Below are 21915 nucleotides of genomic sequence, written 5' to 3'. Positions count from 1 at the left end.
ACGACGCTCTCAGGCCCGGGCGGAGGCGCCCGGGCCGCGCCCGTTCTCCTCGTCGTCCTCGGGCAGTTTGCAGACCCGCTCCAGGAAGAACGCGGCGGCCACCACACCCGCGCCGGCCAGCACCGAAGCGCCCGCGTAGATGGCCTGGTCCTGGCGGGCCGGTACGTCGAGCTGCTCCAGGACCAGGAAGACGCCGACCCCGCCGTACATCCCCGCGACGAGCGCCGCCACCAGCGCGCTCGCCTGGCCGAAAACCACCGCGCGGGCGGCCACCATCGGGTCCACGCCCTTCGCGTCCGGCTCCCGCTCCCGCTGGGCGCGCAGCCGGGCGCGCAGCGAGATCGCGGTCGCGAGCAGCACGACCGCGATCAGCGCCAGCACGATCGGCGCCGCCAGCGGAACGCTTGGCAGCGACCCCAGCGTGTCCCACAGCCGGGAGCCCGCCCACGACACCACACCGGCCACGGCGAACAGCCCGACCAGCACCCCGATCCGAAGTTGCCTCACCGAGCGGTCGCCCCTCCACGCATCAACGTCTGGTCACCTGGTCAACGTCTACTCGGGCAGTCGCAGTTCCAGGTCCGTGCGGACCTGTACGCCGTCGTCGCCCACCTCGTCCAGCAGCGCCGAGACGCTGCCGCGGCCGGGGAACTCGGCCCGCGGGTCCACGTCGTTCCACGGCACCAGGACGAAGGCCCGCTGGTGGGCGCGCGGATGCGGCAGGGTGAGCCGCGGGTCGTCGGAGACCACGTCCTGGTACGCCACGATGTCCACGTCGATGGTGCGCGGACCCCAGTGCTCGTCCCGCACCCGCTCGAACGCCTCCTCGATGGCGTGGCCGCGCTCCAGCAGCGAGGACGGCGGCAGCGTGGTCTTCACCAGCACCACCGCGTTGAAGTACGTCGCCTGGGTGCCCGGCTCCACGCCCCACGGCTCGGTCTCGTACACCGGAGAAACGGCCTTGACCCGCAGGCCGGGGGTGTCCTCCAGCGCGTCCACCGCGCCCTGGAGGGTCTCCAGGCGGTTGCCCAGGTTGCTGCCGAGGGAGATCACTGCCCGTTTGGGGTTGGACAGGGTCACATCGGCGGCGTCCACCTTCTCCACCACGGAGGCGGGAACGGGCTGCACGGTCGGGTCGCTGCTGCTCATACTCGGCTCCGGGTAATGGTGATGGTGACATCGTCGAAGGGAACGGTGATCGGGGCCTGCGGCTTGTGGACGACGACCTCGACCTCGCGCACCACATCATGCTTCAGGCAGGTGTCCGCTATCCGTTCGGCAAGGGTCTCGATCAGCTCGACCGGCTCGCCCCGCACCACGTCCACGACCTCCTCGGCCACCACGCCGTAGTGGACGGTCTTGGTCAGGTCGTCGTCGGCGGCGGCGGGACGGGTGTCCAGGCCGAGCACGAGGTCCACGACGAACGTCTGGCCCTCCTCGCGCTCCTCCGGGAACACGCCGTGGTGCCCACGAGCCCTCAGGCCGCGCAGCGCGACACGATCCACCCGAATCACTCCTGCTGGTCGTCGGTTACGCGGGCACGCCCCGGCCGGTCCGGAACGCACCAGTGACCCCCTGCCGTCGGGGGGGAACCTCCTCGAATCTACCTGCGAATGTCGGCGGCACATGCCCACGGGGTCGCGGCGGATGCCTCCCACAGCCCCGCGCCACCTTCACCTACCCGCACCTCGCACGGCTCGAACGGACCCCATTCGAGCCATCACGGGGCCGGGACCAGGGACTCAGCCCGGCATCAGCCGATCGTCGTCATCGGGACCCTCCGGGCCCTCGTCGTCACGTTCCGCGAGCACCGGGGAGCCGTGGTGCGACCACACCTTCCAGCCGTCGTCGGTGCGCCGGAACACGTTCGTGGCCACCACCAGCTGGCCGACCAGCGGGCCGAGCTGCCCCTCCTCCTCGGCCGGGGCGCCGCTGAGGATGTTCTCGGTGCAGGTCACCAGCGCGGTGTCGGACATCACCGACACCTCGACGTCGGTCAGGAAGAACTGGATGTAGTCGGTGTTCGCCATGATCAGCGCGTACGAACGCAAGACCTCGCCCCGGCCGCGCAGCACCGGCCAGCCCGGGTGCACACAGGACACCTCGGTCTCGGCGGAATCCAGCCACAGCCGGTCCAGCGCCCCGTGGTCGCCCTGCTCCATGGCCTCGTACAGAGCGGTGTTCACCAGCGCCACCCGCTCGCTGTCGGTAAGGGAAGTCACAGCGCTCCCGCCGCGTTCGCCGCGTTCGTCGCGTTCTCGGGGTATGCGGCCTCGGCCGTCTCGATGGCCCGGGCCACCCGCACCGCGTCCGCGCTCGCCCGCACCTCGTGCACCCGGACCGCCCAGGCGCCCTCGCGCGCGGCGATCGCGGTCACCGCGGCGGTCGCGGCGTCCCGCTCCCTGGCGGGCGGCGGAGCGCCCCCGTCGTCGGCCAGGACCCGGCCCAGGAACCGCTTCCGGGAGGCCGCCACCAGCAGCGGGCGGCCCAGTTGGCGCAGTGCGGACAGGTGCGCGACCAGCGCCAGGTCGTGTTCGGCGTCCTTGGCGAAGCCCAGTCCCGGGTCGAGCACGATCCGCTCGGGGGCGATACCGCCCTCGACGGCCCGCTCCACGCTGGTACGCAGCTCGGCGACGACCTCGCCGACCACGTCCTCGTACACCGCCCGGTTGCTCATGTCGATCGACTGGCCGCGCCAGTGCATCACCACGAAGGGCACCTCGGCCGCGGCCACCGCCGGCACCATCGCCGGGTCGGCGCGGCCGCCGCTCACATCGTTGACCAGCAGCGCGCCCGCCTCGATCGCCCGCTCGGCGACCGTGGCGCGCATGGTGTCCACGCTGATCGAGACGCCGGCCGCGGCCAGCTCCCGCACCACCGGGATCACCCGGCGCAGCTCCTCGGCCTCGTCGACGCGCGCCGCGCCCGGCCGGGTCGACTCGCCCCCGACGTCCACCAGGTCGGCCCCGGCCGCGACCAGGTCCAGACCGTGCTTGACGGCCAGGTCGGTGTCGAACCACTGGCCGCCGTCGGAGAAGGAGTCCGGCGTGACGTTCACCACGCCCATGACCGCACACCGGTCCCATTCCGGCAGTCCGGTCACTCGGCCCCGCTCGCGCAACGTCCTCATGACCTTAAGGCTAGACGTACCGGCAGCCCGGGCGGGGGACGCGGGGGTCTAGGCGGCCTGCTCCAGTTCGCGGCGCCGGGCCGGGGCCTGGTGCGCGCAGGGCCGCGGCTCGGCGCGCCGCCCGCGGCGCAGCAGCCGGGGCAGCGCGAGGGAGACGAACCCCTCGGCCTGCATCGCGGCCAGCCCGATGCGCGGCAGGTCCCGGGTGTTGCGGAACACCACGAAGCGCGGCTCCCAGCGCGGCCGGAACTTGGCGTTGAACTTGTACAGCGACTCGATCTGGAACCAGCGGGACAGGAACACCAGCAGCCCCCGCCAGCCACGCAGCACCGGGCCCGCGCCCAGCTTCTCGCCGCGCGCCAGCGCCGAGCGGAACATCGCGAAGTTCAGCGACACGCGGGTGACGCCCAGCGCCGGGGCGGCCTGGAGCGAGGCGACGATCAGCAGCTCGTTCATGCCCGGGTCGGCGCTCCGGTCGCGCCGCATCAGGTCCAGCGACATCCCGTCCGGGCCCCAGGGCACGAAGTGCAGGACGGCCTTCAGGTCTCCGTACGGACCCTCCTCGGCGCCCTCCTCGGCGGTCTTGTGGGCGGTGGCGATCACCGACTCGCCGTCCGCCGGGTCGCCGATCCGGCCCAGCGCCATCGAGAAGCCGCGCTCGGTGTCGGTGCCCCGCCAGTCCTCTGCGGCGCGCCGGACGGCCTCCAGCTCCGCCGCGTCGAGGTCGGCGACGCGGCGCACCCTCGTCTCGTAACCGGCCCGCTCGATGCGCTTGACCATCTGGCGCACGTTGCGCATGGCGCGCCCGGAGAGGGTGAAGTCCGCGACGTCCACGATCGCCTCGTCGCCCAGTTCCAGCGCGTCAAGACCGGTCTCCCGGGTCCACACCTCGCCGCCGGTCTCGCTGCACCCCATCACCGCGGGGGTCCAGGAGTGCGCCCGCGCCTCCTCCATGAACGCGGCGATCGCGCCCGGCCACGCCTCGACGTCGCCGACCGGGTCACCGCTGGCCAGCATCACGCCGGAGACCACGCGGTAGCAGACGGCGGACTTGCCGCTGGGCGAGAAGATCACCGCCTTGTCGCGGCGGAGCGCGAAGTGGCCGAGCGAGTCGCGACGCCCGTGGGTGGTCAGCAGCTCCCGCAGCCGCTCCTCGTCGGAGGCGGTCAGCCGGGCGGCCGGGTGCTCGGGGCGGAAGGCGAGGTACGCGGTGGTGGCGACCGTCAGCAGGCCGAGCGCGCCCAGCGAGTAGCCGACCGTGTAGTCCGCGCCGTCGCGGTAGCCGACCGGCCCCTCGAAGCCGAACAGCCCCCACAGCACGTGCTCCAGCTGCGCCGCCAGCGACGGCGCGCCCTCGATGGTGTCCGGGTGCGACCGCACGATGAGCAGCCCGACCCCGACGCTCACCGCGCCCATGACCACGAAGTTGGCCAGCGCCATCCAGCGGCTGCGCGGGTCGGGCAGCGCGGCGAACTCGCGGCGGTAGTGCAGCAGCACGACCATCAGGACGAGCGAGAAGACGGTGCCCAGGACCGAGTGCCGGTACAGCAGCTGGGCCGCCGCCCCGACCGGCAGCAGTGCCACCGCCGCCACCCAGGCGCGGCGCTTACGCCGCTTCAGGCCGTGCGCCAGCATCAGCAGCAGCAGCCCGACCACGATGGACGCCGCGGCGGCCAGGGAGCTGACCGCGCCGGGCAGCAGCTCCGCCAGCGCGTGCACCTTGCTGTGCCGCAGCCGCGGAAAAACGATGTCCACGAGCCCGATCACCGTGCAGGCCGTGCCGACGGCGGTGGGGACCGTCTCCGGACGCGGCCCGCGCAGCACGCGCCGTATCCGGTTGGGAACCCCTCCGGACTTTTCGGCATCTGGACTGTCAGACATTCGCATTCCCGTCGCTTCGGTCAAAGGATCTTTGGTTCTCTGACGCAGCTTCCGCACGATTTGCGTCTATCTAGATGCAGTTCGAGGCGGCGGGGTTCCGCCCCCGGCTCCCGCCGGAAGGCGCCCCCCGCGGCACGGACGACCGCCGCCCGGCAGAAAGATAGTGATGGGTCTCACGAGCAACAACGTCGTGATCATGGCTGTCGTCGCGGCGCTGCTGCTGTTCACAGCCACGATATGGCTGTGGCCGCGGCTGGCCGGACGCGGGGTGACCGCCGTGGTCGGCCGGGTCGGCATGCTAGCGGCAACCCAGGTGGCGGTGTTCGCGGCCTTTGGATTGTTCGCCAATCAGTCTTTCGGTTTTTACGGATCATGGGCCGACCTCTTCGGGGGCGAGAACGAGATGGGGGTGGTGGTGGACCACGACACCCCCGGGGGCCGGGTGAAGGTCACCGAGAGCCGCAAGCTCAACGTCTCCGGCGGCTCGTCGCCCGCGGCCGGCGGGCGCATCGACAAGGTCACCTTCCGGGGGCCGGTCTCGCGGATCGCGAGCCCCGCGTACGTCTATCTGCCGCCGGAGTACTTCCAGCCCGGGTACGCCGAGCGCCGGTTCCCCGCGGCCCTCGTGCTGACCGGCTACCCGGGCACCACCGAGGCCCTCATCAATGGTCTGAAATACCCCCAGAAGTCCCAGAAGCTGGTCAAAGAGGGAAGGATGCAACCGACGATCCTGGTCATGATGCGGCCGACGGTGGTGCCGCCGCGGGATACGGAGTGCATGGACGTCCCCGGCGGTCCGCAGACCGAGACCTTCTTCACCAAGGACGTGCCGAAGGCCGTCTCCGAGCACTACCGGGCGGGCACACAGGCCCGCAACTGGGGTGTCATCGGCAACTCCACCGGCGGCTACTGCGCCCTGAAGATGGCGATGCGCCACCCCGACGCGTTCTCCACCGCCGTCGGGCTGTCCCCTTACTACAAGGCCCCCATCGACCCGACCACCGGCGATCTCTTCGGCGGCAGCAAGCAGCTGGAGCGCGAGAACAACCTCATGTGGCGCCTCGACCACCAGCCCGCCCCGCCGGTCTCGCTGCTGGTGAGCAGCAGCGAGCGCGGCGAGAAGAACTACGGGGCGACGATGCGGTTCGTGGCGAAGGTGCAGGACCGGAACCGCCGCGGCGAGCCGATCCGCATCTCGTCGATGATCCTCGGTACCGGGGGCCACAACTTCAACACCTGGAAGCGCGAGGTGTCCCCCGCCCTGGAATGGATGAGCACCCGCCTCCGAGCCGACTGAGCGGTCCTTCCCCCACGCCGCCCCTTCCCGCAGCGTCCGATATGCGGCTCCGCCGCGCGGCGGGGCTCCGCCCCGGGGCCCCGCACGCGCTCCGCGGACCGGGACCGCCGCTGGGCGCCCGGCGGCGCTCCGCAGCCCGCGCGCTTGGCGAGGCGCGCCGGAGCGCCCCCGTAGGCCCGGTGCCGTGCGGGGGCGGAGCCCCGCACCGGGCCGGGGCCGGGGGTGGGGGCAGGGCTCAGGTGTCGGCCACCGTCTGGAGGTTGACGTCGCCGCGGGCGATTCCGCCCGCGTCGGCGTCGATCGAGCGGCGCAGGGCCTCGTGCAGGCGCCCCGGGGTGAGGACGCCGAGGAAGCGTTCGCCGTCCAGGACGGCGATCCACCCCGCGTCGTGCTGGAGCATCGTGCTGAACGCCTGCTTGAGCGGCGCCCCCACCGGCAGCCACGCCTCCATCCGGCGGGCATGGTCCCGTACCGTCCCGTCCTGCCCGTCGGCCGCGTCCGCCGGGATCCAGCCGTGGAGATGGTCCGCGTCGTCCAGGACGACGGCCCACCGGGCGCCGTCCGAGGACAGGCGGGCGGCCGCCTTGGTGAGCGGGTCGTCGAGGTGGACGACGGGCGGCTGCCAGAGGTCGCCGGGTTCGATGGGGGTGACCGAGAGCCGCTTGAGGCCCCGGTCGGCGCCGACGAAGTCGGCGACGTACGGCGAGGCGGGCGCGCCCAGCACGGCCGCCGGGGTGTCGAACTGTTCGATGCGCCCGGATCCGTACACCGCGATGCGGTCGCCGAGCCGCACCGCCTCCTCGATGTCGTGCGTCACGAAGAGCACGGTCTTTCGCACCTGCGACTGAAGCCGCAGGAATTCCGTCTGGAGATGTTCGCGGACGACCGGGTCGACGGCCCCGAAGGGCTCGTCCATCAGCAGCACCGGAGGGTCGGCCGCCAGCGCCCGCGCCACCCCGACCCGCTGCCGCTGGCCGCCGGAGAGCTGGTCCGGATAGCGGTCGCCATATACGGAAGGGTCGAGTCCGACCAGATCGAGCAGCTCGGCGGCCCGGTCCCGCCCCTTCTTCCGCTGCCACCCCAGCAGATGCGGCACGGTCGCGGTGTTCTCCAGCACGGTCTTGTGCGGGAAGAGACCGACTTGCTGAATGACGTAGCCGATACGGCGGCGCAGCGCGACCGGATCCGTCTCGGCGATGTCCTTGTCCTCCACCAGAATCCGGCCGGAGGACGGCTCGATGAGCCGGTTGACCATTTTCATCGTGGTGGTCTTGCCACAGCCCGAGGGCCCGACGAGCGTGACCAGCTCACCCTCCGCGACCTCGAAGGACAGATCGTCCACGGCGGTCGTGCCGTCGGCGTAGCGCTTGGTGACATGCTCGAAACGGATCATGGCTCCCCATTGTTGCCGCATTCGTGGCAGACATTGTTGCTGTTGTGTGGCGATCGGACGAGATTGTCATCTCCCGGGGATAGGGTCACCCAGGAATTGGACGACCACTGCCCGGGGGAGGTGAGCGTATGGCGGACCAGAACTGTCTGATCAGTAACGAATGGATTTGCGGCGAGTATGTGCGCACGCGTGGTCAGGAGCTGACGGACGCGACGCTTCAGCATGTCGGGATCACCCTCGCGTCGGTCGCGATCGGCCTCGTGATCGCCTTTCCGCTCGCGCTGCTGGCCCGCCGCCGGCAGGGCGTGGCGGGCCCGGTGCTGGGGATGACCACGATCCTCTACACGGTGCCGTCGCTCGCGATGTTCTCGCTGCTGCTGCCGGTCTTCGGGGTGTCCCAGGCGGTCGTGGTCACGGGCCTGGTGCTCTATTCGCTGACCATCCTGGTGCGCAACATCATGGCGGGCCTGGCCTCCGTGCCGGAGGACGCCCGGGAGGCCGCGCGCGGCATGGGGTACGGGCCGCTGCGGCTGCTCCTCGGCGTCGAGTTGCCGCTCGCGCTGCCCGCCCTGATGGCCGGGCTGCGGATCACCACGGTCTCCACCGTCTCGCTCACCACGGTCGGCGCGATCATCGGCTACGGCGGGCTCGGCAACCTCATCTACGAGGGCATGCACAGCTTCTTCAAGGCGCAGGTGCTGACCGCCTCGGTGCTGTGCGTGGCGCTGGCGGTCGTGGCGGACGTCGTTCTGCTCGGCGTCCAGCGGGTGCTGACGCCCTGGGCGCGCAAGAGGAGGAGGGCCTGATGGGCGTCATCGGCGAGGCGTGGAACTGGCTGGCCACCGGGTCGCACTGGTCGGGCGGGGACGGGGTGTGGCACCGGCTCGGCCAGCACCTGTTCCTGACGTTCGTCTGTCTGGCGATCTCGTGCGCGGTCGCGCTGCCGGTCGCCGTTCTGCTCGGCCACATCGGCAAGGGCGGCGCGATCGCGGTCAACATCTCCAACGCGGGCCGGGCGGTGCCCACCTTCGCCGTGCTGGTGCTGCTGCTCCTCAGCCCGCTGGGCTCGCACGGCCAGTGGCCCACGATCATCGCGCTGGTGCTGTTCGCCGTCCCGCCGCTGCTCACCAACGCGTACGTCGGGGTGAGCGAGGCGGACCGGGAGGTCGTGGAGGCGGCCCGGGGCATGGGGATGACGGGCGGCCAGCTGATCCGCCGGGTCGAGCTGCCGCTCGCCTTCCCGCTGATCATGACGGGCGTGCGGACCGCCGCGGTGCAGGTGGTGGCCACCGCGACGCTGGCGGCGCTGCCCGGCGGCGGCGGGCTCGGCCGGATCATCACGGCGGGCTTCCGGCTCACCGACACGCCCCAGGTGGTGGCCGGGGCGGTGCTGGTCGCGGCGCTCGCGCTGCTGGTCGAGGGCGTGTTCGTGGTGCTGGGGCTGGCGCTGGACCCGATGCGGCGGAAGACGGGGCGGCGGTCGGCCGCGTTCCGCCGCCCGCCCGCCGACCAGGCGCCCAAGGCGCCCGCGCTGACGTCGTAACGCCCGCATCGCCTCGGTGCGCGGCCGTACGCATCCGTATGCATCCGAAGCCGTACATGTCCAGTCGTACATATCTATGGATGGGGAACCCATGAGCACGTTCTTGAGAGTGGCGGGGGCGGCGGCGAGCGCCGTGGTGCTGGCGGTCGGCGCGACCGCGTGCGGCGGCGAGAGCCTGGAGAAGTCCGGCGGAGGCGACGGCTCCGGCAAGCCCGGCAAGGAGGGCTCGCTGGTGATCGGGACGGCCTCCTTCGCCGAGTCGAAGATCCTCGCTGAGCTGTACGCGGGACTGCTGGAGGACGCCGGTTACTCGACCTCCCTCAAGACGGTGGACACCCGCGAACTGTATGAACCGGCCCTGGAGAAGGGTCAGATGGATGTCGTACCGGAGTACGCGGCGACGCTCGCCGAATTCCTCAACCAGAAGAAGAACGGGCCGAATGCCGAGCCCGTGGCCTCCTCCGACGCGGACGACACGGTGAAGGCGCTGAAGAAGCTCGCGGAGCCGCGCGGGCTGAAGGTGCTCGACGCCGGCAAGGCGGTCGACCAGAACGCCTTCGCGGTGAGCGAGAAGTTCGCGAAGGAGCACGACCTCAAGACGCTCTCCGATCTGGGGAAGTCCGGGCAGAAGGTCAAGCTGGCGGCGGGCGACGAATGCCCGAAGCGGCCGTTCTGCCAGCCCGGGTTGGAGAAGCGCTACGGCATCGACATCGCGGGCATCGACCCGCTGGACATCGGCAGCGTGCAGGCCAAGCAGGCGGTCAAGGACGGCAAGGACCAGATGGTCCTGACCACCACCACGGACGCCACGCTCGACCAGTTCGGGCTCGTCCTGCTCGACGACGACAAAAATCTCCAGAATGCCGACAACGTACTTCCCGTCGTGAATGCGAAGTCCGCCGGTTCACCCAAGATCGAAAACGCGCTGAACAAGCTCGGCCGCGTACTCACCACGGCCGATCTCACCGAACTCAACAAGAAAGTTGACGCCGAGCGGCTCAAGCCCGCCGATGTCGCGGCCGACTACCTCAAGGAGAAGGGTCTGGTGAAGTAGTTTGCCAACGGATTCACAACGGATGTGGCCTGCCGACCCCCCAAAGCGGCGGTACGCACGGTAAGTTTCGGCCCATGCCACGTGGACGCCACCGCCAATCCCCACCCCTGCACAGGCTACTTCCCCCTCTGTCGGTTGCAGCCGCGTCAATAACCTGCGCCGCCGGTGCCTGGCTGGTCGGCGATACGGTTGTGATCCGTGGACTCGCCGCGACCGCGGCCACCGCCGCGGTCGTCGGCTCGGTCCTGACGCGCCGTTGGGACCGCGCGGCCGGCCGCCGGGTCGCGGAGGCCGCGAGTGAGACCGCCCGCCAGGAGATGAAGTACGAGGAGCGGATCGCGGAGCTGGAGGCCGACGCGGAGAAGGCCGCCGAGCTGCGCACCGCGCTCAACACCCGGCTCCGCGCCAAGCGGGCCGAACTCGCCCGGCTGCGCAACGAGCACGCCGAGCTGCTGCGCCGCTACGCCACGGCCGAGACCGAGCGCGCCAGCGCCCTGGAGGGGCGCCGCAGGCTCGCCCTGGAGGCCGCGGTCCCGTCGAAGGAGCTGACCGCGGGGGAGCCGTCCGGCGAGACCGCCGCGGACGCCGAGTCGGCGGAGTCGGCGGAATCCCTCGGCGACGGTCTCGACCTCAGCGCGTACGCACGCGCCGACGAGGCGCTGAGCCGTCTCGTCGCCAGCGCGCGCCAGCAGCGGGAGCGAGCCGAAGCGGAATCGCGTGCCCTGGCGGCCGAGCAGGAGAAGGCCGAGGCCGAGGCCAGGGAGCGGGAGAAGGCGGAAGCGACGGACAGCACGGCCGGGAGAACGGCCGCGGACCCGGACGAGGACGGTGCAGCCGTCCCGGGGAAGCGCCCGGCGGCCGACGAGCGTGACGGCCCGGACAGCTCCCCGGTGCCGCCTCCGCACGCCCGTACGGCCGCCTCCGCCGTGGTGCCGTATGCCGCGGCCCGCCGGGCCGCCTCCCGTTCGGAGAGCGGCTTCGACTACTTCGGCACCCAGAAGAACCCGCCGAAGCAGCAGGAGCCCGAGCCGGAGGCCGAGGAGGACCTCGCCGACGTGATCGGCGCGGAGACCCTCGCCGAGACCCGCAAGGGCGCGGTGGGAGAGGTCATCGACCTGACCGCGCACGAGGAGAACGAGCCCAGCGGGATCGGGGAGCTGCGCAGCGCGATCTCGTAGAGCTCGGTGCCTACTTGTCGATGTCGCCGACGACGAAGAACAGCGATCCGAGGATCGCCACCATGTCGGCGACGAGCGTGCCCGGCAGAAGCTCCGTGAGCGCCTGGATGTTGTTGAACGAGGCCGAGCGGAGCTTCAGCCGGTACGGCGTCTTCTCGCCCTTCGAGACGAGGTAGTAGCCGTTGAGGCCGAGCGGGTTCTCGGTCCACGCGTAGGTGTGGCCCTCGGGGGCCTTGAGCACCTTCGGCAGCCGCTGGTTGATCGGCCCCGGCGGAAGCTCGGCGAGCCGGTCCAGACAGGCGTCGGCGAGCGCCAGCGCGTTGTGGGTCTGCTCCAGCAGGCATTCGAAGCGGGCCAGGCAGTCGCCCTCCTCGCGCACGACGACCTTCAGGGTGTCCTGGAGGTCTCCGTACGCCAGATACGGCTCGTCGCGCCGCAGGTCGAAGTCCACGCCCGAGGCGCGGGCGATGGGGCCGCTGACCCCGTAGGCGTGCACGGCCTCCGGGGACAGGACGCCCACCCCGCGGGTGCGCCCCCGGAAGATCTCGTTGCCGAGCACCAGCCCGTCGTACACGTCCATCCGCGACCGCACCTCGGCCACCGCCGCCCGGGCCCGGCCGAGCCAGCCCGCCGGCAGGTCCTCCTTGAGCCCGCCGACCCGGTTGAACATGTAGTGCATCCGGCCGCCGGAGATCTCTTCCATCACGTGCTGGAGGTCCTCGCGCTCCCGGAACGCGTGGAAGATCGGCGTGATGCCGCCCAGCTCCAGGGGGTACGAGCCGAGGAACATCAGGTGGTTCAGCACCCGGTTCAGCTCGGCCAGCAGCGTACGCACCCATACGGCGCGCTCCGGGACCTCCATCCCGAGCATCCGCTCGACGGCGAGGACGACGCCCAGCTCGTTGGAGAACGCGGACAGCCAGTCGTGGCGGTTGGCGAGCATGATGATCTGGCGGTAGTCGCGCGCCTCGAACAGCTTCTCGGCGCCGCGGTGCATGTACCCGATCACCGGCTCCGCGTGCTGGACGCGTTCCCCGTCGACCACCAGCCGGAGCCGCAGCACACCGTGGGTGGACGGGTGCTGCGGGCCGATGTTCAGCACCATGTCGGTGCTTTCCGCCGCGCCGCCGATGCCGACTGTCGTCTCCGTCATGGGAACAGTTTGTCTCGGCACCCGCCTCGCCCAGAAACCGGGTCCAGCCCCTGGACCAGCCCCCCGGCCCCGGGCCCCGGCCTACGGCAGGAGGGACCCGTACGGCAGGCCCACCGGCCGGGCCAGCCACCGGAAGCCGCCCAGGCCCGCCGGGTCCAGCAGCTCCGCCGCCTCGCCCGCCGCGCTCAGGGCCCGTACGTAGGCGGCCGGGTCCGTCGAGGCCAGGGCGAGCGGCGGGCGGCCCCCGTCGAGGCCCAGGTGGCGCAGCGCGTCGCGCTGGGGGATCGGACGGGCGTCCGTCCCGGCCGCGCACGCGTCCAGCGCCACGTGCGCCGTGAGATCGCAGGAGCCGTCCGGCACCGGCCGCACCTCGCGGCCGTCCCGGAAGCCGGTCAGGGTGCCGAAGGGCGGCCGGGCGGCGCGCTCGTGGCCGTAGTCCACGGCGACCGCGAGCCCGGCGCCCACGCACCGCACGGCCGCCGCCCAGGCCGCGTCGCGGGGCCGCCCGATCTCGGCCCGCAGCCCCGGCTCGGCGCCCGCCAGCGGCCACCACCGGGCCAGCCACTCCGCGTCCTCGCCGGTCACCTCGGCGCCCAGCCGTTCGGCGCCGTCGGCCGCCGAGACCTCGACCCGGCGCGGGACGCCGTCCGCGTCCGTCTCGGCGACGTCGACGGGGACGTTGTCCAGCCACTCGTTGGCGAACAGCAGCCCCGTGAACCCCTCCGGCGCCGTCTCCCGCCACTCCACGCGCGCATCGAGCCCGTCCGGCCGCGCCGCCCGCTCGACCGCGTACGGCCGCAGCCGTGCGGCCAGTCCGTGCGGCTCACCGGCGGCCGCCGCCAGCACCCCGGTCAGCAGCTCGCCGCGCCCCGCGCCCAGGTCCACCAGGGCCAGCTCCGGCGGCCGTCCCAGCGCCTCGTCCACCCGCCGCAGCAGCTCCGTGACCGCCCGCGCGTACAGCGGTGAGGCATGCACCGACGTGCGGAAGTGACCGGCCGGTCCCTCCGCCCGCCGGAAGAAGCCGTCCGTCCCGTACAGCGCCCGTTCGGCGGCTTCCCGCCACCCGCACCATTCGTGCTGTTCACTCGCCACGTCCCCACGCTAAAGCGGAGCGGCATCCACCTTGGGGAGTAGGACGGGGCCCTACGGATCGCCCCTCGGGCTGACCCGCCCGGGTGTCCGCACTGCCTACTCTGGGTGACGTGCAGCGCCTCTACGATTTCCTCCGCAGCCATCCGACAGGGGTGGACACCTTCTGGGGCGTCCTCCTCTTCGGCTGCGGTCTCCTGTGGTTCGTAGGGGCATCCCCGGGCTATGAGCCACCCCTCGCGGCCGTGCCGATCACGCTGGCGCTGTGCGCCGCCGTCGCGCTGCGCCGCCGCGCCCCCGCGGCGATGCTGTGGCTGGCCATCGCGTGCGGCCTCGCCCAGCTCGCGCTGGACGTCAGGATCAACATCGTCGACTTCGCGATGCTGGTGATCGTCTACACCGTCGCGTGCACCGGCGGACGGCGCACCTCCCGGCTGGCCCTGGGCGCCGCGATCTGCGCACCGTCGCTCGCCACCCTCCGCTGGCCCGCCGAACACGAGTCCTCGGGGGAGGCCGCCGTCTCGACGGTCTTCGTCACCATCCCCTTCGTCCTGGCCTGGGTGCTCGGCGACTCGATCCGCACCCGCCGCGCCTACTACGCCCAGCTGGAGGAGCGCGCCTCCCGGCTGGAGAAGGAGCGCGAGGCGCAGTCGAAGGTCGCGGTCGCCGCCGAACGCGCCCGGATCGCCCGCGAACTGCACGATGTCGTCGCGCACAACGTGTCGGTGATGGTCGTTCAGGCGGACGGCGCCGCGTACGTCCTCGACGCCTCCCCGGACCAGGCCCGGCAGGCGCTGGAGACGATCTCCGGCACCGGCCGCCAGGCCCTCGCCGAGATGCGGCGGCTGCTGGGCGTGCTGCGCACCGGGGAACCGGGGGAAGCCGACGACTACGTCCCGCAGCCGGACGTCGAGCAGATCGACGAACTGGTCGAGCAGGCTCGCGGATCCGGGCTCCCGGTGGACTTCAAGGTCGTCGGCAGCCCGCGCCAACTGCCCAGCGGCGTGGAGCTGACCGCGTACCGCATCGTGCAGGAAGCGCTCACCAACACCCGCAAGCACGGCGGCCCCGACGTCGGCGCCAGCGTCCGCATCACCTACTTCGACGACGGGCTCGGCCTGCTGGTCGAGGACGACGGGCGGGGCGCCCAGCGCGAGTTGTACGAGGACGGCGGTGCCGACGGCAGCGGCCACGGGCTGATCGGGATGCGCGAGCGCGTCGGCATGGTGGGTGGCACGCTCGACGCGGGCCCGCGCCCGGGCGGCGGCTTCCGCATCAGCGCGCTGCTGCCGCTGAAACCGGCGAGGTGAGCCGCGGACGGCGGCGCGTACGTATGGGGTGGGCGCCGCACGGAGCGCGCGCCGAGGAAGCCGAGGGAAGGGACCGACCGGATGTCGATCCGCGTCATGCTCGTCGATGACCAGGTGCTGCTGCGCACCGGTTTCCGCATGGTGCTCGCCGCCCAGCCCGACATGGAGGTCGTCGCCGAGGCGGGCGACGGGCTGGAGGCGCTGGAAGCGGTGCGCTCCGCCGAGGTGGACGTCGTCCTGATGGACGTCAGAATGCCGAAGCTGGACGGGGTGGAGGCGACCCGGCGCATCTGCGAACGCGCCGGGGCGCCGCGGGTCCTCATCCTGACCACCTTCGACCTGGACGAGTACGCCTTCTCCGCCCTCAAGGCGGGCGCGAGCGGCTTCATGCTCAAGGACGTGCCACCGGGCGAACTGCTCACCGCGATCCGCGCCGTCCACAGCGGTGACGCGGTCGTCGCCCCCAGCACCACCCGCCGACTCCTGAACCGCTTCGCCCTGATGCTCCCGGGCACCGCCGGCGGCGGCATCGGCGGCCGATCCGGCACGGCGGCCCGCCCGGAGCTGGAACGGCTCACCGAGCGCGAGCGCGAGGTGATGATGCTCGTCGCCCAGGGCCTGTCGAACGGCGAGATAGCGGGCCGCCTGGTGCTGTCCGAGGCGACCGTGAAGACCCACGTGGGCCGCATCCTCACCAAGCTGGAACTCCGTGACCGGGTGCAGGTGGTGGTGATGGCCTACGAAACCGGCCTGGTCCGCGCAGGCGGCCCACCCCGCTGACCCGGCCCGGGGCGGGGCGCCCAGACGCGGGGCCGGGCGGCCCACGGCCCGCGGGCGGGGCTGCGGTGAGAGGGCCCGCCCCTCCGCGACAGCGGCGGCCACGCGGGGCGCTGGGCCCACTGTCCGCAGCTCGGCTGCGGGCGGGTGGGCCGGGCGGGCCTACCCGCGCTGGGGCGCGGCCCCATGTCCGGGGAGGGCGGGCCACCCCTCGCGGGTCGGGCCGCGGCGGCAGGGCCGCGCCCGGGCTGCGGCGGCGGGGCCGGGCCGTCTGCTACGGCGGCGCGCACGCGGGGTGCTGGGGCGGAGGCCGCGTCTGGGGCGGGTGAGCCCCGCAGGTCGGGCCAGGGCGAGGGGGTCAGGTCCTCCGTGAGCGTGGTGCCCCACGGGGGGCGCGGCCCCATGTCCGGGGAGGGCGGGCCACCCCTCGCGGGTCGGGCCGCGGCGGNNGGGCCGGGCTCTCTGCTACGGCGGCGCGCACGCGGGGTGCTGGGGCGGAGCCCCCGCAGGTCGGGCCGCGGCGACGGGGTCACGTCCTCCGTGACCGCGAGCCCCACGTTCAGGGGGCGGGGCCCCGCGCGTCGGGCCGCAATGGCGCGGCCGGGCCTCTGCGACGGCGGCGGCCGTGTGGGGTGCTGGGGCGGAGCCTGCATCTGGGGCGGGCGAGGGCCGCGGCGGCAGGGTCAGGTTCCGTGAGCGTGGCGCCCACGGGAGTGCGACGCCCGGGCTGCGGCGGCGGGGCCGGGCCGTCTGCTACGGCGGCGCGCACGCGGGGTGCTGGGGCGGAGGCCGCGTCTGGGGCGGGTGAGCCCCGCAGGGTGGGCCAGGGCGACGGGGTCAGGTCCTCCGTGACCGTGGCGCCCACGGGGGTGAGCCCCCCTTCAGAGGGCGGGGCTCCGCGCGCCGGGCCGCAATGGCGCGGCCGGGCCTCTGCGACGGCGGCGCCCACGCGGGGTGCTGGGGCGGAGCCCCGCGGTCGGCGAGGGGCCGGGGGGCCGGGGGGCTCCCCCGGTTTCGGGAAGGGGCGGGGTGGGGGAAATCCCCGGCGCGCCGCCGCGCCCTACCGCAGGACGCCCTCCAGGAAGTCGCTCCCCAGGCGCGCCACCGTCGCCAACTCCAGCTGGTGCAGGACGTACCGCTCGCGCCGCCGGGTGTGCAGAAGCCCGGCCTTCTTCAGGACGGCGATGTGCCGGGAGACCTCCGGCGGCGTGATGGCGTACGCCTCGGCCAACTCGCCCGTGGTGTGCGGGCCCCGGGCCAGGGTGCGGCAGATGCGCATCCGCATCGGATGGGCGAGGGCCTCCAGGCGCTGCTGGACGAGTTGCAGGGCGGCGGGCGGGGTGAGTTCGGGCCCGGCGACGGGGTACTGGATCACCGGGTGCCAGCCCGGCGCGTGCACGAGCAGCAGATGCGGCCAGCCGAAGGTCGTCGGGATGAGGGTCAGCCCGCTCCCGTGGGCCGTCGTACGCCCCGCCGCCAGCTTGTCGACCAGGACGCGCGACCGCCCGTCCGCACCCTGCTCCAGCGACAGCGCGGCCGACGTCGCCGTCAGCGCCTCCGCGAGCCCCTTGCGCTGGAGCAGCTCGCCCTTGTGGCGGGCGTCGGCGGCCAGTTGGACCCGCACCCGCTGCCAGGTGTCCGCGAAGAACGCCTGATGGCAGTCCTCCAGCAGGCGCCGCAGCCACACCCGCAGCCCGTCGGGGTCCGCCAGCATGCGGTCCACGAACGCCAATTGCCGCGGTCCGCGGGCCCGGGCCATGTCCCGGACCCGGTCCCGCTCGTCCCGGTCGACCAGCGGGGACGGCGTCGGCCGGTCGTACGAGGCGGAGCAGCTGATCTCGAACGCGGCGGCCACGAACGCCTCGTCGTCGATCCGGTCCAGCGCGTCCAGCTCCTCCGCGAGCGTCGCGCCGGGGGCGGACGGCAGCAGCAGGTCGGAGCGGGCCGTGCCCCACAGGAAGTCCGCCTCGCACAGCCGGTCGGCGAGATCCGGCTTGAGGGAGGCGGCGGTCGCGGTGGCCCAGCCGTGCTGCCCGGGGTGGTGGCCGGGTTCGGACAGCACGTGCAGTGCGGCGCCCAGTTCCGCGAGCGGTGACGGGCTGAAGACGATGCGCTCGGGCGGCAGCCCGGTGATGTCCACGACATTGGCCATGTCCCCATGGTGCGGCAGCCCGGGCCGCGCCCCGACTTCGTTTGACGGCGATCGTCAATCGAGGTGACGGGCGGCGGCGGGCCGTCCGACGCTCCTTCCATGTCCGTCACTCAGCAGTACGCACTCGACCTGTACCGGGCCGCCCAGCGCGGTGAGCCCGCCCCGCCCGCCCCCGGCCGGGACGACTGGCGCACCCTCCGGGCGCTGCGCGAATACCGCGACTTCCAGACCGTGATCGAGGAACGCCCGGCCCGGCGCCGCGGCAGCGCCCTGCGGCGGGCCCTGCGCGCGGTGAGGGCACGGGCGGCCCGGGCCGTACGCGCCGCGCGGCCCGTACGTGCCGCAGGGGATTGGCCGACCGGTGCGGCCCGGCAACCGGCCGCCGGGCCAGGTGCCGGGCCGGGCGGGGACGCGTCCGTCCGCCCGGTCAGGGACCCGTCCTCGTGCCCGACCACCGGCTGACCCCCGCCGGGCCGCCGGGCCGCGCCCGGCCTGCGGCCGACGCGCCGAGCAGCGTGCGGCACGCGGCGCACGCCTGCGCCTGTCGGCGCCCAGCTCCGGCACGTGCGGGCCCGCCCGCCGCGTGCCCGGCGGTCAGCCGTCACCTTCGCCCGTCCTCGGCCAGCACCGCCCGCACCCGCGTCAGGAACGCGGCGACCGCCTCGGTCACCTCCTCCGCCGTCCAGTCCAGCGCGGGTGCGGCCACCGTCACCTCGGAGGCGGCCAGACCGGGCGGCCCCGGCTCCGACCAGCGCCGGAACAGCGTCGTGCGGGTCTCCTCGGCCAGCCGTATCCCCGCCTCGTCCAGCACCCGCGCCGGATACGGCAGCCACACCTGGAACTGATGGGTGTGCGGCACCTCCGGGTGCACCCGGGACCAGGCCACCCCGGCCGCCGCGAACGCCTCGCGCATCGCCCGCGCCACGACCGCGGCATGGGCCACGTACGACGGCAGCCGCGGCAGTTCGCGGTCCAGACCGGCCAGGGCGGCGAGCGCCGTGGGCCACTGCTGGAACAGCTGACCCCCGTACCGGTGGCGCCATGCCGCCGCCTCCGCGATCAGCGTCTCCGGGCCCGCCAGCGCGGCCCCCGCGATGCCGCCGAGCGACTTGTAGAAGGACACGTACACCGTGTCCGCGAGGGCGGCGATCTCCGGGAGCCCGCGCCCGAAGTACGTGGTGCTCTCCCACAGCCGGGCCCCGTCGAAGTGGACCACCGCCTCCCGCTCCCGGGCGGCCTCCACGACGGCGACCAGGTCGTCCCACTCCGGCAGCACGAAGCCCGCGTCGCGCAGCGGCAGTTCGAGGGCGAGCGTGCCGAAGGGCTCGTCCAGGTCGCGGATCTCGTCGGCGGTGGGCAGCCGTGGCTCGGTGGTCGGCCGCACCGCGCGCAGCCCGCTCACCGTCAGATACGCGTCCCGCTCGTGCACCTCCAGATGGGCCAGCGGATGGACGGCCACCACCGGGTTGCCGGTGCGCCCGGCCCAGGCGCGCAGCGCGACCTGCTGGGCCATGGTGCCGGTGGGGAAGAAGGCCGCGGCTTCCATGCCGAGCAGGTCGGCGACCCGCCGCTCCAGCCTTTCGACCACCCCGTCCCCGTACACGTCCACCCAGTCGTCGAGGGCGCCGTCGAGGTCCGCGGCGGCGGTCAGGGCCGCCAGCCGCTCGCCGATCCGCAGCTCCACCGGGCCCCGCACCAGGACCCGCTCGGAGCCGCGCCAGGCCGCGAGTCTGCGCGCCCGCGCGGCCTGTTCCGCCCCCTCCGGCTCGTCCACCACGCCCACCTCATCCGCCTGATCCGCCTCATCCGCCATGTCCACCGCGTCCCCCTTGTCCGCCATGACCCGATGATGACGCACGGGCAGGTCACCCCTGGAGTTATCCACAGGCCGCGTTGCCCAGCGGCGTTGTCCAGCCGCGTTATCCACAGGCGCAGGGCTGCGCCCCGGCCCGAGCGGAGCACTCGCGTAGCATGGCGGGGAATCGTCCGGTACCCCCTGAGGACTGGAACGGAAGGCCGCAGTCGCGTGAACGCACATCCACTTCCCGAGCCGCGGGACCGCCCGGCCCGGCTGACCGTCGGCGTCGTCGGCGCCGGTCGCGTCGGCCCGGCGCTGGCCGCCTCGCTGCGGCTGGCCGGGCACCGGCCCGTCGCCGCCTCCGGCGTCTCCGACGCCTCCGTGAGCCGGGCCGCCGCCCTGCTCCCCGAGGTTCCGATCGTCCCGCCCGCCGAGGTGCTGGCGCGGGCCGAGCTGGTGCTGCTCACCGTCCCCGACGACGCCCTGCCCGAGCTGGTGGCGGGCCTCGCCGAGACCGGTGCGGTGCGCCCCGGCCAGCTGCTGGTGCACACCTCCGGCCGCTATGGCACCGCCGTGCTGGAGCCCGCCCTGCGGGCCGGTGCGCTGCCGCTCGCGCTGCACCCCGTGATGACCTTCACCGGCACCCCGGTCGACGTCCAGCGGCTCGCGGGCTGCTCCTTCGGCGTCACCGCGCCCGAGGAGCTGCGGCTGGCCGCCGAGGCGCTGGTCATCGAGATGGGCGGCGAGCCCGAGTGGGTCGCGGAGGAGTCCCGTCCGCTGTATCACGCGGCCCTCGCCATCGGCGCCAACCACCTGGTCACCCTGGTCGCCCAGGCCATGGAGCTGCTGCGCGCGTCCGGGGTCGAGGCGCCCGACCGGATGCTCGGCCCGCTGCTCGGCGCCGCGCTCGACAACTCGCTGCGCAGCGGCGACGCCGCGCTCACCGGCCCGGTCGCGCGCGGCGACGCGGGCACGGTCGCCGCGCATGTCCAGGAGCTGAAGCGGCACGCTCCGCAGGCCGTCGCCGGATATCTCGCGATGGCCCGTGCCACGGCGGACCGGGCGCTCGCGCACGGGATGCTCAAGCCGGAGCTGGCGGAGAACCTGCTGGGCGTTCTGTCGGATGTCTCGGATGCCCGGGGCCGGGGAGGAGCGGGATCGTGAGCCCGAAGCTGTGGACCAGACCGAGCCCCGGTGAGCCGGACGTCGAGCTGTTCGCGCGCCGCGCGGACTTCGACGCGGCGCTGGCGCACTTCGCCGTGCCGGGGCGTACGGCCGTCGTCATGACCATGGGCGCGCTGCACGACGGGCACGCGTCGCTGATCCGCGCCGCGCGCGCCCGGGTCGGCGCCAAGGGCCTCGTCACCGTCACGGTCTTCGTCAACCCGCTCCAGTTCGGCGCGGGCGAGGACCTGGACCGCTATCCGCGCACGCTCGACGCCGACCTGGAGGTCGCGGCCGCCGCCGGCGCGGACATCGTCTTCGCCCCCTCCGCCGAGGAGGTGTACGGGAGCGGCGAGCCGCGGATACGGATGTCCGCCGGGGCCATGGGCGAGGGGTACGAGGGCGCCTCCCGGCCCGGCCACTTCGACGGGGTGCTCACCGTCGTCGCCAAGCTGCTCCACCTCACCCGCCCGGACTTCGCCTTCTTCGGCGAGAAGGACGCGCAGCAGCTCGTGCTGGTCCGCCGGATGGTGCACGACCTGGACTTCCCGATGGAGATCGTCGGCGTCCCCACGGTCCGGGAGGGCGACGGGCTGGCCCTCTCCAGCCGTAACCGCTACCTGTCCGCGCAGGAGCGGGACACCGCGCTGGCCCTGTCCCGGGCGCTGTTCGCGGGGCGGGACGCGGGGCTGGCGGCGGCGCGATCCGCCGGGACTGCCGCGGGCGGGGACACGGACGGCCTCGTCCGGGTCGGCTCGCCCGGCGCGGTGCGGGCCGCGGCGCGCGCGGTGCTGGCGGAGGCGGCCCGGCTCGACCCCCCGCTCGTCCTCGACTACCTGGACGTGATCGACCCGGAGAGCTTCACCGAGGCACCCGAGGAGCACACCGGCGAAGCCGTGCTGGCCGTCGCCGCGAAGGTCGGCTCCACGCGGCTGATCGACAACATCCGGCTGTGGTTCGGAGCGGGCCGGTGAGCGGGCGGACGAGCCAATCGAT

The 21915-nt window shown here is 73.4% G+C and carries 21 protein-coding genes; 10 read left to right on the top strand and 11 right to left on the bottom strand.

All coding sequences use genetic code 11. The features are described 5' to 3' along the window. Positions 1-9: 9 nt before the first annotated feature. From LCH29_RS24920 to LCH29_RS24895, 6 genes are all read right to left on the bottom strand, one after another. On the bottom strand, positions 10-507 hold the full coding sequence (locus tag LCH29_RS24920; protein WP_446463959.1) for a DUF3180 domain-containing protein: 498 nt from the start codon (positions 505-507) through the stop codon (positions 10-12). Positions 508-555: 48 nt separating this feature from the next. Next, positions 556-1149 carry a 2-amino-4-hydroxy-6-hydroxymethyldihydropteridine diphosphokinase gene (gene folK / locus LCH29_RS24915; protein ID WP_446463958.1) on the bottom strand — a complete coding sequence of 198 codons (594 nt, stop codon included), beginning with the start codon at positions 1147-1149 and terminating at the stop codon, positions 556-558. Then, complete coding sequence (gene folB, locus LCH29_RS24910) at positions 1146-1514, bottom strand: dihydroneopterin aldolase (protein ID WP_078510390.1); 369 nt, start codon at positions 1512-1514, stop codon at positions 1146-1148. The genes folK and folB overlap by 4 nt, the downstream gene beginning before the upstream one ends. A gap of 228 nt (positions 1515-1742) precedes the next feature. After that, on the bottom strand, positions 1743-2222 hold the full coding sequence (locus LCH29_RS24905; protein WP_123106853.1) for a nuclear transport factor 2 family protein: 480 nt from the start codon (positions 2220-2222) through the stop codon (positions 1743-1745). Beyond that, positions 2219-3130: a dihydropteroate synthase gene (gene folP, locus LCH29_RS24900; protein ID WP_446463957.1), complete on the bottom strand. Its 912-nt coding sequence runs from the start codon at positions 3128-3130 to the stop codon at positions 2219-2221. Before folP ends, LCH29_RS24905 begins: the two co-directional genes overlap by 4 nt. A 48-nt stretch (positions 3131-3178) precedes the next feature. Next, positions 3179-5011: a phosphatidylglycerol lysyltransferase domain-containing protein gene (locus LCH29_RS24895; protein WP_446463956.1), complete on the bottom strand. Its 1833-nt coding sequence runs from the start codon at positions 5009-5011 to the stop codon at positions 3179-3181. Between the two features lie 166 nt (positions 5012-5177). Between LCH29_RS24895 and LCH29_RS24890 the strand changes: the two genes are divergently transcribed. Next, complete coding sequence (locus tag LCH29_RS24890; RefSeq protein WP_446463955.1) at positions 5178-6308, top strand: alpha/beta hydrolase; 1131 nt, start codon at positions 5178-5180, stop codon at positions 6306-6308. Positions 6309-6543: 235 nt separating this feature from the next. Here the strand turns inward: LCH29_RS24890 and LCH29_RS24885 are convergent, their stop codons facing one another. Next, positions 6544-7701 (bottom strand): betaine/proline/choline family ABC transporter ATP-binding protein, encoded by a 1158-nt coding sequence (locus LCH29_RS24885; protein ID WP_446463954.1) that lies wholly within the window; start codon positions 7699-7701, stop codon positions 6544-6546. 128 nt (positions 7702-7829) lie between these two features. On the opposite strand from LCH29_RS24885, the gene LCH29_RS24880 reads away from it, so the two are divergent. From LCH29_RS24880 to LCH29_RS24865, 4 genes are all read left to right on the top strand, one after another. Continuing rightward, entirely contained in the window at positions 7830-8507 is a 678-nt protein-coding gene (locus LCH29_RS24880; RefSeq protein WP_446463953.1) for an ABC transporter permease, read from the top strand. After that, entirely contained in the window at positions 8507-9244 is a 738-nt protein-coding gene (locus LCH29_RS24875) for an ABC transporter permease (RefSeq protein WP_446463952.1), read from the top strand. The genes LCH29_RS24880 and LCH29_RS24875 overlap by 1 nt, the downstream gene beginning before the upstream one ends. 91 nt (positions 9245-9335) lie before the next feature. After that, entirely contained in the window at positions 9336-10298 is a 963-nt protein-coding gene (locus LCH29_RS24870; protein ID WP_446463951.1) for an ABC transporter substrate-binding protein, read from the top strand. A gap of 74 nt (positions 10299-10372) precedes the next feature. Continuing rightward, on the top strand, positions 10373-11476 hold the full coding sequence (locus LCH29_RS24865) for a hypothetical protein (protein ID WP_446463950.1): 1104 nt from the start codon (positions 10373-10375) through the stop codon (positions 11474-11476). A 10-nt stretch (positions 11477-11486) separates the two neighbouring features. On the opposite strand, the gene LCH29_RS24860 is transcribed toward LCH29_RS24865, so the two are convergent. Both LCH29_RS24860 and LCH29_RS24855 read right to left on the bottom strand, forming a co-directional pair. Further along, positions 11487-12629: an NADH-quinone oxidoreductase subunit D gene (locus tag LCH29_RS24860; protein ID WP_446463949.1), complete on the bottom strand. Its 1143-nt coding sequence runs from the start codon at positions 12627-12629 to the stop codon at positions 11487-11489. An 81-nt stretch (positions 12630-12710) separates the two neighbouring features. Beyond that, complete coding sequence (locus tag LCH29_RS24855; protein ID WP_446463948.1) at positions 12711-13721, bottom strand: SAM-dependent methyltransferase; 1011 nt, start codon at positions 13719-13721, stop codon at positions 12711-12713. A 110-nt stretch (positions 13722-13831) separates the two neighbouring features. Here LCH29_RS24855 and LCH29_RS24850 point away from each other — a divergent pair, with 110 nt between their 5' ends. Then, a complete protein-coding gene (locus tag LCH29_RS24850) occupies positions 13832-15028 on the top strand; it encodes a sensor histidine kinase (RefSeq protein ID WP_446463947.1) in 1197 nt (398 codons plus the stop codon). Positions 15029-15109: 81 nt separating this feature from the next. Then, the gene (locus LCH29_RS24845) at positions 15110-15808 is read left to right on the top strand and encodes a response regulator (RefSeq protein ID WP_446463946.1); all 699 of its coding nucleotides are present in this window, start codon (positions 15110-15112) and stop codon (positions 15806-15808) included. Positions 15809-16865: 1057 nt separating this feature from the next. On the opposite strand, the gene LCH29_RS24840 is transcribed toward LCH29_RS24845, so the two are convergent. Then, the gene (locus LCH29_RS24840; RefSeq protein WP_446463945.1) at positions 16866-17957 is read right to left on the bottom strand and encodes a DUF5937 family protein; all 1092 of its coding nucleotides are present in this window, start codon (positions 17955-17957) and stop codon (positions 16866-16868) included. A gap of 99 nt (positions 17958-18056) precedes the next feature. On the opposite strand from LCH29_RS24840, the gene LCH29_RS24835 reads away from it, so the two are divergent. Further along, positions 18057-18419, top strand: a complete 363-nt coding sequence (locus LCH29_RS24835) for a hypothetical protein (protein ID WP_446463944.1) — start codon at positions 18057-18059, stop codon at positions 18417-18419. Between the two features lie 139 nt (positions 18420-18558). On the opposite strand, the gene LCH29_RS24830 is transcribed toward LCH29_RS24835, so the two are convergent. After that, positions 18559-19770: a threonine aldolase family protein gene (locus LCH29_RS24830; RefSeq protein ID WP_446464095.1), complete on the bottom strand. Its 1212-nt coding sequence runs from the start codon at positions 19768-19770 to the stop codon at positions 18559-18561. Positions 19771-19983: 213 nt separating this feature from the next. On the opposite strand from LCH29_RS24830, the gene LCH29_RS24825 reads away from it, so the two are divergent. Continuing rightward, entirely contained in the window at positions 19984-20919 is a 936-nt protein-coding gene (locus tag LCH29_RS24825) for a Rossmann-like and DUF2520 domain-containing protein (protein ID WP_446463943.1), read from the top strand. Then, a complete protein-coding gene (gene panC / locus LCH29_RS24820; protein ID WP_446463942.1) occupies positions 20916-21893 on the top strand; it encodes a pantoate--beta-alanine ligase in 978 nt (325 codons plus the stop codon). The genes LCH29_RS24825 and panC overlap by 4 nt, the downstream gene beginning before the upstream one ends. The last annotated feature ends 22 nt before the right edge of the window (positions 21894-21915 follow it).

The sequence above is a fragment of the Streptomyces sp. BRA346 genome (genome assembly GCF_052851135.1).
This window is presented reverse-complemented; position numbering and strand designations above follow the sequence as displayed.

What these genes read in the sequence shown, in the direction of transcription:
- LCH29_RS24835 (WP_446463944.1), top strand. Translation starts at nt 18,057, where the DNA reads ATGTCCGTCACTCAGCAGTACGCACTCGACCTGTACCGGGCCGCCCAG.
- LCH29_RS24895 (WP_446463956.1), bottom strand. Translation starts at nt 5,011, where the DNA reads ATGTCTGACAGTCCAGATGCCGAAAAGTCCGGAGGGGTTCCCAACCGG.
- LCH29_RS24845 (WP_446463946.1), top strand. Translation starts at nt 15,110, where the DNA reads ATGTCGATCCGCGTCATGCTCGTCGATGACCAGGTGCTGCTGCGCACC.
- LCH29_RS24880 (WP_446463953.1), top strand. Translation starts at nt 7,830, where the DNA reads ATGGCGGACCAGAACTGTCTGATCAGTAACGAATGGATTTGCGGCGAG.
- LCH29_RS24870 (WP_446463951.1), top strand. Translation starts at nt 9,336, where the DNA reads ATGAGCACGTTCTTGAGAGTGGCGGGGGCGGCGGCGAGCGCCGTGGTG.
- LCH29_RS24840 (WP_446463945.1), bottom strand. Translation starts at nt 17,957, where the DNA reads ATGGCCAATGTCGTGGACATCACCGGGCTGCCGCCCGAGCGCATCGTC.
- LCH29_RS24875 (WP_446463952.1), top strand. Translation starts at nt 8,507, where the DNA reads ATGGGCGTCATCGGCGAGGCGTGGAACTGGCTGGCCACCGGGTCGCAC.
- LCH29_RS24830 (WP_446464095.1), bottom strand. Translation starts at nt 19,770, where the DNA reads ATGGCGGATGAGGCGGATCAGGCGGATGAGGTGGGCGTGGTGGACGAG.
- LCH29_RS24890 (WP_446463955.1), top strand. Translation starts at nt 5,178, where the DNA reads ATGGGTCTCACGAGCAACAACGTCGTGATCATGGCTGTCGTCGCGGCG.
- folP (WP_446463957.1), bottom strand. Translation starts at nt 3,130, where the DNA reads ATGAGGACGTTGCGCGAGCGGGGCCGAGTGACCGGACTGCCGGAATGG.
- folK (WP_446463958.1), bottom strand. Translation starts at nt 1,149, where the DNA reads ATGAGCAGCAGCGACCCGACCGTGCAGCCCGTTCCCGCCTCCGTGGTG.
- LCH29_RS24885 (WP_446463954.1), bottom strand. Translation starts at nt 7,701, where the DNA reads ATGATCCGTTTCGAGCATGTCACCAAGCGCTACGCCGACGGCACGACC.
- LCH29_RS24865 (WP_446463950.1), top strand. Translation starts at nt 10,373, where the DNA reads ATGCCACGTGGACGCCACCGCCAATCCCCACCCCTGCACAGGCTACTT.
- LCH29_RS24860 (WP_446463949.1), bottom strand. Translation starts at nt 12,629, where the DNA reads ATGACGGAGACGACAGTCGGCATCGGCGGCGCGGCGGAAAGCACCGAC.